This window comes from Pseudooceanicola sp. HF7 (genome assembly GCF_011806405.1).
Taxonomy (GTDB): domain Bacteria; phylum Pseudomonadota; class Alphaproteobacteria; order Rhodobacterales; family Rhodobacteraceae; genus Pseudooceanicola.
This window is the reverse complement of the sequence record NZ_JAATOW010000005.1, coordinates 1-12,561: the sequence shown is the minus strand read 5'-3', so window position 1 is coordinate 12,561 and position 12,561 is coordinate 1. Positions and strand designations below refer to the sequence as shown.

14 protein-coding genes are annotated in these 12,561 nt (G+C 64.5%); 9 read left to right on the top strand and 5 right to left on the bottom strand.

The window, feature by feature from the left end:
- Positions 1–20: 20 nt before the first annotated feature.
- On the bottom strand, positions 21–704 hold the full coding sequence (locus tag HCZ97_RS04025; RefSeq protein ID WP_217701720.1) for a GntR family transcriptional regulator: 684 nt from the start codon (positions 702–704) through the stop codon (positions 21–23).
- Positions 705–1,007: 303 nt separating this feature from the next.
- Here HCZ97_RS04025 and HCZ97_RS04020 point away from each other — a divergent pair, with 303 nt between their 5' ends.
- From HCZ97_RS04020 to HCZ97_RS03995, 6 genes are all read left to right on the top strand, one after another.
- Positions 1,008–2,030, top strand: coding sequence for a nitrilase-related carbon-nitrogen hydrolase (locus HCZ97_RS04020; RefSeq protein WP_167687395.1), 1,023 nt, complete (start codon positions 1,008–1,010; stop codon positions 2,028–2,030).
- 352 nt (positions 2,031–2,382) lie between these two features.
- Complete coding sequence (locus HCZ97_RS04015) at positions 2,383–3,396, top strand: ABC transporter substrate-binding protein (protein ID WP_167687394.1); 1,014 nt, start codon at positions 2,383–2,385, stop codon at positions 3,394–3,396.
- 104 nt (positions 3,397–3,500) lie between these two features.
- Complete coding sequence (locus tag HCZ97_RS04010; RefSeq protein ID WP_167687393.1) at positions 3,501–4,289, top strand: SDR family NAD(P)-dependent oxidoreductase; 789 nt, start codon at positions 3,501–3,503, stop codon at positions 4,287–4,289.
- Positions 4,290–4,354: 65 nt separating this feature from the next.
- A complete protein-coding gene (locus HCZ97_RS04005; protein WP_167687528.1) occupies positions 4,355–5,206 on the top strand; it encodes an ABC transporter ATP-binding protein in 852 nt (283 codons plus the stop codon).
- Positions 5,207–5,209: 3 nt separating this feature from the next.
- On the top strand, positions 5,210–6,028 hold the full coding sequence (locus tag HCZ97_RS04000; RefSeq protein WP_167687392.1) for an ABC transporter permease: 819 nt from the start codon (positions 5,210–5,212) through the stop codon (positions 6,026–6,028).
- 192 nt (positions 6,029–6,220) lie between these two features.
- Positions 6,221–6,832 carry an exonuclease gene (locus HCZ97_RS03995; protein ID WP_167687391.1) on the top strand — a complete coding sequence of 204 codons (612 nt, stop codon included), beginning with the start codon at positions 6,221–6,223 and terminating at the stop codon, positions 6,830–6,832.
- Here HCZ97_RS03995 and HCZ97_RS03990 read toward each other — a convergent pair.
- From HCZ97_RS03990 to HCZ97_RS03980, 3 genes are read right to left on the bottom strand one after another with little or no spacing between them, the layout of a single operon-like run.
- Positions 6,829–7,830 carry a PDR/VanB family oxidoreductase gene (locus tag HCZ97_RS03990; protein WP_167687390.1) on the bottom strand — a complete coding sequence of 334 codons (1,002 nt, stop codon included), beginning with the start codon at positions 7,828–7,830 and terminating at the stop codon, positions 6,829–6,831. The two genes, HCZ97_RS03995 and HCZ97_RS03990, sit on opposite strands and share 4 nt — an antisense overlap.
- Complete coding sequence (locus HCZ97_RS03985; protein ID WP_167687389.1) at positions 7,827–9,161, bottom strand: Rieske 2Fe-2S domain-containing protein; 1,335 nt, start codon at positions 9,159–9,161, stop codon at positions 7,827–7,829. The genes HCZ97_RS03990 and HCZ97_RS03985 overlap by 4 nt, the downstream gene beginning before the upstream one ends.
- Before the next feature lie 9 nt (positions 9,162–9,170).
- The gene (locus HCZ97_RS03980; protein WP_167687388.1) at positions 9,171–10,238 is read right to left on the bottom strand and encodes a nitrilase-related carbon-nitrogen hydrolase; all 1,068 of its coding nucleotides are present in this window, start codon (positions 10,236–10,238) and stop codon (positions 9,171–9,173) included.
- Positions 10,239–10,525: 287 nt separating this feature from the next.
- Here HCZ97_RS03980 and HCZ97_RS03975 point away from each other — a divergent pair, with 287 nt between their 5' ends.
- The 3 genes from HCZ97_RS03975 (at position 10,526) to HCZ97_RS03965 (ending at position 12,419) form a co-directional block, all read left to right on the top strand.
- A complete protein-coding gene (locus HCZ97_RS03975) occupies positions 10,526–11,203 on the top strand; it encodes a GntR family transcriptional regulator (RefSeq protein ID WP_167687387.1) in 678 nt (225 codons plus the stop codon).
- 149 nt (positions 11,204–11,352) lie between these two features.
- Entirely contained in the window at positions 11,353–11,967 is a 615-nt protein-coding gene (locus HCZ97_RS03970; protein ID WP_167687386.1) for an NIPSNAP family protein, read from the top strand.
- The gene (locus HCZ97_RS03965; protein ID WP_167687385.1) at positions 11,967–12,419 is read left to right on the top strand and encodes a RidA family protein; all 453 of its coding nucleotides are present in this window, start codon (positions 11,967–11,969) and stop codon (positions 12,417–12,419) included. Before HCZ97_RS03970 ends, HCZ97_RS03965 begins: the two co-directional genes overlap by 1 nt.
- Before the next feature lie 16 nt (positions 12,420–12,435).
- Here the strand turns inward: HCZ97_RS03965 and HCZ97_RS20545 are convergent, their stop codons facing one another.
- Complete coding sequence (locus HCZ97_RS20545) at positions 12,436–12,552, bottom strand: aspartate/glutamate racemase family protein (RefSeq protein WP_368484321.1); 117 nt, start codon at positions 12,550–12,552, stop codon at positions 12,436–12,438.
- Between the last annotated feature and the right edge of the window lie 9 nt (positions 12,553–12,561).

Below are 12,561 nucleotides of genomic sequence, written 5' to 3'. Positions count from 1 at the left end.
TGACGTCGTGCAAACCGGGTCTAACGCCTGATGCCGAGGATGTAATCCACGATTGCATCCCGCACGTGATCAATATGATCGCCCATGAGCTGCCGGGTGTGGTCCGGATCATCGCCCGCCGCCGCCCGGATCAGGGCGCGGTGTTCCTCTGCCCCTGGGCGCAGCCGGTGAGAGATCCGGTGCGTGTTGAAGATATGGGTGCGCCGCCGCAGGTCGCGGATCGACTGTGTCAGCATCGGGTTGCCCGCGGCCTCGGCGATGGAGTGATGCACCAGGTCATCGACGGCCCAGTGCTGGGCCGAGGTGACCTCGTTCAATTGCAACAGGTGATCGAGCGCGGCTTCAACCCGGACCAGGACCTCTGGCGTGATGCGCCCGGTGGCGCGGGCTGCGGCCTCTACCTCCTGGATGCGGCGCAGGTCCAGAAGGCGGACGTAGCTTTCAACGCTGATATCGGCCACGACCAGGTTGCGCCCTGCCCCGCGGATCAGCAGCGCCTCTGCTTCCAGGCGGAAGAGCGCTTCGCGCACCGGGGTGCGCGAGATCTGCATCATCTGGGCCAGGCGGCGTTCATGCAGGGCCTCGCCCGGCTTGACCTGGCCGGAGAGCAGCATGTCCATGATCCGCCCGTAGGCGACATTCGCCAGGCTCTGATCCGGCGCCTCCGCGGTCGAGCCAGGCTCTGCCAGCAGGTCTTTCGTCATGGCGATACGGTCCACGCGGTCCCTTTCATTCCTGTTGTCGCTGCTCGGGCGGACCCGCGCAGACCTGGCTATCGCCTGTTTGCATATCATTGGTCCACCATTTCAATACCGAATGTAGGCAAACATGTGAAGCCTTTGAAAATTGAGTGGTGATGCGCAATCGGGCAGTCCTGTCCCTTTCCTGCCCCGGGAGCGGACAAGGGTGGCGGGCCGCGTTGACAGGCATTGTTTCGCATCGGTATACCAATTGCACACAGTAAGTGACAACACCCTTCATCCCAACAGACTATCAGGGAGACACCTATGCCCATCGAACCCTGGCGCGCGACCTGCATCCAGATGGAAAGCAGGATCGCGGCCAATGCAGAGACCCGCGAAGAGGCCTGGGAAATCATCAACGGCAATATCGCCAACGCCGTTGCCAGGATACGTGCCGCCTGCGAAGGCCCCACCCCGCCCAGGCTCGTGGTGCTGCCGGAATTCGGCTTCCAGGGGCCGCCGCGCGCCAATTCGGCCTCTGCCTGGATCGAGAAGGCCTGCGCGCCCATGCCCGGCCCGATCACCGCCCCCTTCGAGGCCCTGGCCCGGGAATTCGGCATCTACATCGCCGGCAACCACTTTGAAGTGGATGCGAAATGGCCGGACCGCTATTTCAACTCCTCCTTCCTGCTGGATCCGAAGGGAGAGGTCATCCTGCGCTATCGCCGGATCAACACGGCGACCTTCACCTCTCCGCATGACATCCTGGATGACTACGTGGAGGCCTACGGCGAAGACGCGCTGTTCCCCGTGGCCGATACGGAGCTGGGCCGTCTGGCGATCTTCCCCTGTGGAGAGGTCAACGTGCCCGAAGTCTCCCGCGTCTTCATGATGAAGGGCGCAGAGGTGCTGCTGCATCCCAACAACGAGCCGCTGACCCCGATCGCGGATTGCGCCAAGCAGTGCCGCGCGGCAGAGAACATGTGCTTCCTGGTTTCGACCAATATTGCCGGCCTTGCGGGTTTTTCCGATACGCTGACGGGCGGCCATTCGATGATCGTGGATTACCGCGGCGCGCATATGGCGCTGGAAGAGAGCGCGGAGGAGGTCACGATCTCGGCCATGATCGACGTGGAAGAGCTGCGCCGCGCGCGGGCTGACCGGGGCATGGGCAATGGGCTGCTGCGCTCGCGTTTCCAGATGTACCGGGATTATTACAACGCGGCGGAGTTCTACCCGGCCAATGGCCTGGCGGCCAAGGCGGTGGAGACCAACGAGGATTTCGCCCCGGTCCATGAGGTGGCGCTGGAGAACCTGGCGAAGTCCGGTGTGCTGCGGTCTGCCTGACGACCCGTGAGATGACCCCGCCCTTGCAAGAGGGAACTGGCCGCCCTTCGGGGCGGCCTTTTTTATGCCCGGGTGTCCCGTCCGGCAGGCCACCGGACCACGGACAGATTCGCCCCGCCTGCCTCGCTTTCCGTCCAGATGGTCAGGAAAAATGGGGCTTTCAGGGCTGCTTTCTTAACGCGCCCGGTCATTCGGCTGCCCTAAATCCATGCAGGCAGAGAGTGGTATACCAACTAAACGCCATTGACCGACCAAAACCGCTTGGCGGCGTTTGACGCAGCGAAAGCGCGCGGCATACCATCTGAATGCCAAATAACAACAACGGTCATACCAGCCAACAGGGACCCAGAAAATGACGAGACATTTCCTAAGAAAGACAACGGCGCTTGTCGCCACCGCGGTGTTCTGCTCTGCCAGCCTGGCCCCCGCCCTTGCCGACGACCTTCAGGAGGTGAAGCTGCGCCTGGCCTGGATCGCGGGCGGCGTGGATGCGCCCTTCTTCGTGGCCGATGAAAAGGGCTTCTTCGAGGCCGAGGGCCTGGACGTGGAGATCGTGGACGGCAATGGCTCCACCGGGACAATCCAGGCCATCGGCAACGGTGATTTCGATATCGGCATCGCGGGGCTGGGCGCGCTGGCCCAGGCCCAGCAGGCGGCGGGCGCGGACAATATCATCGCCGTGGCCGGGCTGCTGCAGAAGGACCCGACCTCCATCATCTCGCTGGAGGGGTCCGGGATCGTCACGCCAAAGGATATCGAGGGCAAGCGCATGGGCACCGATGCGGGCAACCTTGAGGACGGGATGATCCGCGCCTTTGCAGAGGCCAATGACGTGGATTTCGACAAGATCGAGGTGATCGTCATCAATGGCGGCGGGGACCGGGTCGCGCTGCTGAAGGGGGACGTGGATTTCATCAATGGCTGGGCCAATCCCGACGGGGACAAGGTGGCCGCGATCAGGCCGATCGAAGAGCCGATGCTGTTTGCCGATCACGGGGTCAACATCCTTGGGTCCTCCGTCATCGTGCGCAAGGACTACCTGGCTGAGAACGAGGATGTCGTCTCTGGCTTCCTGACGGCTCTGGTCAAGGCCAAGGCGGACGTCGAAGCGGATCCCGAAACCGCGCATGAGATTATGATGGAGGCACGTCCGGACAGTGATCCTGAGCAGATCATGAACGATATCAATGTGATGCCCAAATACGAGCACACCGAGGCCACCTTGGGCAAACCCTATGGCTGGGTCGCCCCGGAGGATATCGAGCTGACGATTTCCCTGCTGGAGCAATACGGCAACATGGCGCCGGGTCTGACCCCGGGGGACATCTACACGAATGCCTACCAGCCCGGCCTTGGCACCAACTGATCCCAGATCGCCACGCGCGGGGCCGGTGCCCCCTTCCCGGCCCCGCTTCCCTGCACCCGGAGGTCTTCCCCCTCCGGGTCGCAGCTTGAAGAAAGAGAAGACCCATGAACCTTGGACTGACGGGCAAACATGCCCTTGTGACCGGCGCCAGCTCCGGCCTGGGGCTGGCCATTGCCACGGCGCTGATGGCCGAAGGCACCAGCGTCACGATCTCCGGCCGATCCGCGGCGCGGCTTGAGGCCGCCATCGCGCAGCTTCCCGACGCGCTGCGCCCCCTCTGCGATTACGTGGAGGCCGATTTTGCCGATCCCGGCGTTGTCGATCTGCTGATCGAGGGCGCGCGGCGGCGCACCGGCCAGGTGGATATCCTGGTCAACAATACCGGCGGCCCGCCCCCCGGCCTCGCCAGCGCGGTGGATCCCGATGTGATGGCCGCCCACTACGGCACGATGGTCGACCCGGTGATCCGGCTGACGCTGAAACTGCTGCCCCAGATGCGCGCTGCCAAATGGGGCCGCATCCTGACGGTCGCCTCTTCCGGGGTGGTGCAGCCGATCCCGCATCTGCCGGTGTCCAACGCGCTGCGCGCCTCTGTCCTGGCCTTTATGAAGACGCTGGCTGGCGAGGTGGCCCGGGACGGCGTGACCGTCAATGTCCTGGCGCCCGGGCGCATCGGCACCGCCCGCACCCAGGCGCTGGACGCCGGGGCGGCCGAACGCGCCGGCAAGACCGTGGAAGAGATCGCCGCGGCCTCCCGCGCGACGATCCCTGCCGGGCGCTACGGCGCGCCGGCCGAATTCGGGGCCACCGCCGCCTTCCTGGCCGGTCAGCCCGCCAGCTACATCACCGGAAGCACGATCCGCATCGACGGGGGCATGATCCGATCCGTCTGATCCCCCTTGCCAATTCCAACCAACAGGGACCGGCCGCAGAGCCGGAGTGAACGCGCATGAATGCAATGCCAGCAAATGACAGCCTGACGACCGGCCTGGAAGCGCCCGGCGTCCTCACCCCGCCCCACGACCCGGACGCCCCGGGCCATGTGTCCATCAAGGGCGTGAACAAGATCTTCCGCTCCCGCAAGGGAGAGGTCGAAGCCCTGCGCGCCGTCGATCTTGATATCAAGCGAGGCGAATTCGTGTCCGTCCTGGGGCCGTCGGGCTGCGGGAAATCCACCCTGTTGATGCTGCTGTCGGGCCTGCTGGGACGGACATCGGGCGACATCAACGTGGGCGGCAAGGAGATCCTGAAGCCCAATTCGGACCTCGGCATCGTCTTTCAGCAGGACGTGTTGCTGGAATGGCGCACGGCGTTGGACAACGTGCTGATCCAGGCCGAGCTGCGCAAGATGGACAAGAAGGAGGCCCTGGAAAAGGCCCGCGCCCTGCTGCGCATGGTCTCTCTTGCGGATTTCGAGGATGCGCTGCCGCGCGAGCTGTCAGGCGGCATGCGCCAGCGGGTCTCCATCTGCCGCGCGCTGCTGCATGAGCCGCCGCTGATGCTGATGGACGAACCCTTCGGCGCGCTGGACGCGATGACCCGCGACCAGCTGCAGATCGACCTGCTGCGCCTCTGTTCGGAGCGCGACATGACGGTCTTCTTCATCACCCATTCGATTTCAGAGGCGATCTTCCTGTCGGACCGGGTGGTGGTGATGACCCCGCGCCCCGGGCGCATCGAGCAGGTGTTCGACATCGACCTGCCCCGCCCCCGTCGCCTTGCCATGCGCGAGGATCCGAAGTTCCTGGGCTACGTCCACGAGATCACGGATATCTTCAAGAACCTCGGCGTCTTCAGAGAGGAATACTGAGCCATGGCTTCCGTCCCCGATACCGGCTTTGCCGCCGCCGAAAACCCCTTCAAGCGCGCCTTCAACGCGGTACCCCCGGCGATCTGGACCCTGATCGTGCTGATCGCCACCTGGGAGCTGCTGGTGGAGCTGCGCAACATCCCGGAGTTCATCCTGCCCGCGCCCTCCGTCATCGTGATGGAGATCATCACCTATTGGCACCGGCTCTGGCCCAATGCGCTGGTGACGCTCAGCGAAATCCTGTTCGGGTTCCTCTGCGCGGTCTGCATCGGCGTGCCGCTGGCCGTCGCCATCGTCTATTCGCGCTTCATGGAGCGCGGCGTCTACCCCCTGATCGTCATGAGCCAGACCATCCCCAAGGTGGCCATCGCACCGCTGCTGCTGACCTGGTTCGGCTACGGCATGACCCCGAAGATCGTCATCGTGATCCTGCTCAGCTTCTTCCCGATCGTGATCAACTCGGTCATGGGACTGAAGGCGACGACGCCGGAAATGCTCTATCTGGCGCGTTCCATGGGGGCCAACGGCTGGGAGGTCTTCTGGAAATTCCGCCTGCCCAAGGCGCTGCCGTCGATCTTCGCGGGGCTGAAGCTGGCCACGGTGCTGTCCGTGATCGGTGCCATCGTCGCGGAGTTCATCGGGGCCGACAAGGGCCTGGGCTACCTGATCCTGATTGCCGGGGCCAACTTCGACATCGCGCGGCAGTTCGCCTCCATCATCATGATCTCCGTCATGGGGATGCTGTTCTTTGCCGCGCTGTCGCGGCTGGAGCGGGTGGCAATCCCCTGGCGCGAAGGCGGCGGCCTGGCAGGCGAGAGCTGAGCGCGCCTGCGCGGCTCAACCCTAAGGACGCCCCGGTCAACGCGACTGGGGCGTCTTGTCATTCCGGGGCCTGCGGCGCAGGGTGGCGGCACCAGGAGGTCCGGCAGGCCCCGCGTCACCGGACCCGCGGAGTTTCCGCTGCGCCCCGATCCAACGCTCGAGGCCCGGCGCAAGACCGCCAGAGGAACGCCCATGACCCAGAGTGCAGTGATCTATGATTGCGAATTCCTGACCGCCCCCGGCGCGCCCATGCGCTTCTGGTGCGGGCCGAAGGATCCCGACCCGGTGATTGCCCAGATCGGCGCGGTGAGGCTTTCCCTGAGTGGTGATTTCGAACTGGAAGAGACCCTGTCCTGCCTTGTCACACCACGGGGACGCGACGGGGCGCCCCTGCCGCTTGACCCGCTGTTCACCCGGCTGACCGGCATCACGGAAGAGGCCATCGCGGCCGAAGGTCAGGAGCTGGGCGCGGCGCTGAGCGTGCTTGGGGACTTCGCGGGCGATGACCGTCTCTGGTCATGGGGCAAGGACGAATTCAACATGGTGGCGATCAGCTGCTACGTGGCCGGAATCGCGCCGCCCCTGCCGGTGACGCGCTTCGGCAATGCCTGTGACCTGACACTGGCCGCCGGCCTGCCGCTGGACGAAATCCACGGCCTGCGCAGCAACACGCTGGCTGATCATTTCGGGCTCGGGGTGCCGGAGCTGCGCGGTCATGATGCGCTGGACGATGCGCGCTCTGTCGCTTTCGCCCTGCAGCACCTGTTGCGCGACGGGCGTCTGTCGCCCGCCGCCTTCGGCTAGATATCCAGCACCAGACGGTCGCTTTTGGCGAGCGAGCAGCAGATCAGCATGACCTGCCCGCGCTCCCGCTCCCGCTCGCTGAGCAGATTGTCGCGGTGGTCCGGGGTGCCTTCGATCACGCGCGTCTCGCAGGTGCCGCAGACACCGGACTGGCAGGAATAGGCGACCTTCACGCCGTTCTCCTGCAGCACCTCTATGATGGTCTTGCCCGGCGGGACCTCGAACTCCAACCCCTTGCGCTTGAGCACGACGGTAAAGGCGGTTTCCGCACCTTCGACCGCGAGACCGGCGAAGCGTTCGACATGGACGTGGCTGGCGGGGCGTCCGTCGCAGAGGGACTCGAAAGCGTCGATCATCGGCGTGGGACCACAGCAGTACAGATGCGCGCCCTCGGGCGCTTCGGCCAGGTGCTGCGCCAGGTCGAGCACGGCGCCCTTGCGATCATCCTCGTGCAATTCAAGGCGGCCCCGGCCGGCATCGAGCGCCTGAAGTTCGCTCAGAAAGGCCGCCTGGGCGCGGCTGCGCACGGCGTAGATCAGGCGCCAGGCGGCGCCTCGTGCCTCCAGGTGGCGGATCATCGACAGGACCGGGGTGATCCCGATGCCCCCGGCAAAGAACAGGCTTTCCGCGGCCTCGGCCAGTGGGAAGTTGTTGGGCGCGGTAGAGACCCTGAGCCGCGTGCCCACGCGCAGATCCTCGCAGATATGGGCCGAGCCGCCGGTGCTTGCCGCGTCCCGGTTCACCGCTACCACGTAGGCAGTGGTTTCACCCGGGCCGTTGGTCAGGGAATAGCTGCGGATCCTGTCGCCGGGCAGATGCAGATCCACGTGGCCGCCCGGTTCGATGCCCGGCAGTTCTGCGCCATCGGGGGCGACCAGCGTCACCTCGCGCACCGTTTCGGCAGCGTAGCGGATGGCCTCAACCCGCAGTTCAAGAGTCTGGGTCTGGGAAACCGGCGCATCCTCTGCGCCGGTCTCATTGGCAAAATGGGCCGTCATTCAGCGGCCTCCGGCGGCGGCGTGTAGCCCTTTACCTTGGCCATGTGCTCTTCGTAGCCATCCAGCCAGTCGGTGCCCTTGGGCACCACGATATCGCCGCCATGGGCCTGGCGGGCGTATTCGGGATGATCCACGAAATCGGGCAGCTCCTTGTTGTCGCGCCAGGCCAGAGCCGCATCCAGCATCACGCGGCGGGTCAGGATTACCATGCGGTCCGAGGCGGCCAGGTGCTCCATCGTGCGATCGACCACATGGCCCATGCTCTCCTGGATCGCCTGGTCCTGCAGCGGCACACCGACGATACCGGTGTAGCTGTCCCCTGAGCGCTGCCAGTCCCGGTCGATGCCGTAGTCGTTGGACGCATCCTTGACCGGGCGCCAGCGGCCCTTCCAGTCCGTGGTGGTGGGCAGGTATTCCAGCGGCCGCGCCAGACCGGAGACCGGGGTGCCATCCTTGTACTTCAGCTTCTTGTGCCCCCCGCCCGTGGCGCGGGACAGGTCGATGTTGAAGATCATGCAGCTGTCGTCGTCTATCGGCACCCAGGCGTTGGCGGTCTTGGCATCCCCCAGCTCACCGCCCCCGGGATAAGTCACCCAGAAGGGGAAGAGGTAGGAGGCGTAACGCTGGTGCTCATGACCCTCCATCGCGTCGCGCTGCGCGGAATACATCGTGCCGAAGGGCATGACGGAGACGTTGATCTTGGGGGATTTCTCCGTGATCGTGTAGGTCTCCGGATCGGACATATCCAGGTTGTCGCCGTCGATCCCGCCCATGTGCAGGAAGCCCAGGTGGGAGGTGTCGATATCCCCTTCCAGCGCCTGCATATAGTTGCAGTCCCGGTGGGTCAGCGCGATGTTGGCATCGTTGCCCTCGCCCATGATCGCCTCGATCTCAGGCAGCGGCGGGGGATTGTCCTGGCGCTCACCGAAGTACGCAAAGACCAGGCCGCCGCTTTCGCAGGTCTTGTAGGCATAGGCCGGGGTGCCGGCGGGGTACTTCGACTTGTCCTCCAGGTTGGGCTGGTCCAGGCACTTGCCGTTCACGTCGAACTTCCAACCGTGGTAGGCGCAGCGGATGCCGCCGTGTTCGTTGCGCCCGAAAAAGAGAGAGGCACAGCGGTGCGGGCAGCGGTGGTCCATGACCCCCACGCGCCCTTCGGTATCGCGGAAACCGATCAGCTTCTCGCCCAAGATCATCAGGCGGACTGGATCGCCGTCCGCCTTCAGCTCAGAGCTGAGGCAGACCGGGGTCCAGAACTGGCGGAAGAACTCGCCCATCAGCGTGCCGCGACCGACGGCGCAGAGGTCCACGTTTTCTTCGGCTGTAATCATTGTCGTCTCCTAAAGTTCAACTGTGGATACCGGTTCCGCTTCATCGGCCGGCAATGGGGTGAGAATGCCCGCCGCTTCCAGGTTTCCCCGGGCGCGGGCGATCAAGGCCTCTGTTTCAGAGGCATGTTTCATCGGGCGCTCCAGGAACCCGTCCGCCGGGTAAAAGCGCGCCTGTTCGTAAAAGGGCACGTACATCTCGTAGCGGGCGCGCAGGTGGGGGTTGGACAGGCCCGTGTCGGCGCGCCGGTCACGGCGCAGCTTGTCGATGTCGATCACCGCACTGACGCCGATGCTTTCCTCTGCGCTTTCCTCGAAGGCCAGGGTGTTGCCCAGGTGGTCCAGGATATGGCTGCGTCCGCCGGTAAAGGTGCCATCGGGGGAAAAGCCGATCGGTCCGGCCACGTTGCCAGAGACCATGGCGCACATGTTTTCCGTCACCCGGCACAGCTTGGCGGCTTCCTGGGCGGCGCTGTGGCGCGAGTTGGTGGGGTGCAGGATCACCTCTGCCCCCTGCATCATCATACAGCGCGCCACTTCGGGCACCGTGATCTCTCCGCAGGCGATGACGCAGAGCTTGCCCAGGGGCGTGTCGACCACGGGCATGACCTGATCCTGTGGCGTGACCTTCAGGTAATCGGTGCGGAAGTCATGCACGCTGGGGAAGGCCGCCGTATTGACCCGGCGATACAGCAGGATGACATCGCCCGTTGGGCCGATGATGAAGCTGGTGTTGAAGTAGCGGCCCGGAAACTTTCCCGGCGCTTCGAAGGCGTTGCCGACGATGTAGATGCCCTGCCGCCTCGCCAGATCCTGCAGCGGCGCGGTCTCCGGCCCCGGCACCTCCATGCAGGCCCAGTCGATCCATTGATCCACTTCCATGCCCAGCGGCGGCCCCTGCATCCCGAATTCCGGGAAGACCACCAGGTCAGGCTTCTGACCAGAGGCACAGGCCGCATTGATCATGGATATCAGCTTGTCGCGGTTCATCGCGATGACGGCACGTGCCTCTGCCCGGCTTTTTGCCTGAGCGGCCCGTGCGCTTTTCATCTGGATGCAGGTCGCTCTCCAGGATGTCATTGTCGTCTCCCTGTTCGCTTTTCAGCTTCCGCAGTGGTTCTGGCCATCGCTACGGACCAGTTGCCCACCGTTGGTATACCATTTAGACTTGAAGAAGGATCCACTGATTTCAAGCCCTGATTTGATCAGGCCGGCGATTTCGCGGGATTATCTGGGGGCCAGACCAGATTTTCGGCAACAGGGCGCGACAAAATACAACTGGAATACAACTGAGATACCTCGGGCCTTCCAAGCGTGGCCAGTTGGCGCTACATAGCGACACACCTCAAGAAAAACGGAGCCAGAGGATGAGCATTGCGACCCCCGTGACCGGTGCCGAGTCAGAGACGAAACCGAATCTGACCGAACAGGTCTATGACCAACTCATCCAGATCCTGATCTCTGGGGAACTCCGGCCCGGTGACGTGATCGTGGAACGGCGGATGGCCGAGCGGCTGAATGCCTCGCGCACGCCGATCCGCGAAGCCTTGGGGCGGCTGGAAGCCGAGCGTCTGGTCTACAAGCAGGCCAACCGGGGCGTGACCGTTTCGCCCTTTTCCACTGAAGCCCTGATCGAGATCCTGAACGTGCGCCAGCTGCTGGAATCCGAGGCCGCGCGCCTGGCCGCCGGCCGCCTGCCCAAGGCCCGCTGCGCAGAGATCCGTACGGCCATGCAGGCCCTGGCGGACAAGGAAGATGCCACCCTAGCCGATATCTGGTACGTGCATGACAGCCTGCACGGAGAGATCGCCGATGCCTCCGGCAACCAGCTTCTGGCGGGCATGATCCGCGACCTGCGCCGCCGCACCCATGTGCTGAACGCCTATCGCAATCCGACGGAGTCCACCTTCGACCTGACAGAGAACACCAAGCTTCTTGAAGCGGTCGAAGGCGGGGACAGCGAACAGGCCCGCGCCGCCATGGAAGGCCATATCAACAACGTGAAGATCGCGATCATCAACCGTCTGACCGGCATCTCGCGCTAGGCACCGCCTTCTTTTTACCCCCTTTCCCGACGCCCCGCCGATATTCGCGCGGGGCGTCTTGCCATGGGGTGACCGCTATGGCACCTAAATGGCATACCATCGGCACACAAGCATAAAAGCCGAGGTCGCAACCAACCGGAAAGGGCCCCATGATTTACGATCTGACAACGCTCGCACTGCTTCCCAACCGCATTGGCGCGGTCATGCCGAAGCTGGCAGAGACCTATGCAAACTTCTCCTCCACCGGCAGGCCACTGGGGGTTTTCTCAATTGAATTCGGGGGGTTGAACCGGTTTCACTTCCTGACGGAATACGAGAACGTTGAGGCGCTGAACGCCGAACGTGCCCGCTGCCTTGAGGCCTATGACCCCTATCGGCTGGCCGAACACCTGGGCGGGGTTGAGCGCACCGCCTTCAAGGCGCTTGGCTTTGCGCGCCCGCTAAAACCCGGCAATTACGGCCCCTTCTACGAGTTCCGCACCTATACCGTGGCGCCTCATGGCATGGATGAGACGGAAGCGGCCTGGGAAAAGGGCCTGCCCGCGCGGGAAGAGATCTCTCCCTTGCTGACGATCATGAAATCGGTGGAGGGCGCACCCACCAAGATGTTGCACATCTGGCCTTACAAGACGCTGGATGAACGGACCGCTGCCCGGGCGGAGGGGTCCAGGCGTGGCGTCTGGCCGCCTGCCGGCGGGTCGGTTCACCTGACCTCTCTGCAATCGGAACTGGCGGTGGCCGCTGCCTGTTCGGACCTGGCCTGATGGGCGTTCCCCAAAGCCTGCTGGACGCCCTGCCCCCGCCCCCGGCACCGGTGGCCATGTTCCGCCCCTACCGGATCAGCGGCAAGATGGTCTACCTGTCCGGACTGGCCCCGCTGGACGATGACGGCACGCCGATGACCGGCAAGGTCGGCCAGGAGGTGAGCGTGCAAGAGGCGCGCCACCGCGCCCGGCGTGTCGGGCTGGCCTTGCTTTCCAACCTGCAGGCGGCTGTCGGGGACCTGGGGCGCGTGGATCACGTGGTGAAGCTGCTGGGCTTCGTCAACGCCACGCCGGAGTTCACCGAGCATCCCCTTGTGATCGACGGCTGTTCGGAGGTCTTCGTCGAGGCCTTCGGCCATGAGAGCGGGACCCATGCGCGCAGCTCCATGGGGGTGACGTCCTTGCCCGGCGGCATCTCCTGCGAGGTCGAGGCGATCATCGCGCTGAAGTGAGCCCGCGGGCGGTGTGTCAGCTCACCGCCCCCAGGGCCATCACCGCCGCTGCGGTCACCGGGTCGATGATAGGCACCCCGATATCGCGCTCCAGCCGCCCGCGAATGGGGGCCATGCCGGCGCAGCCCAGCACCACCGATCC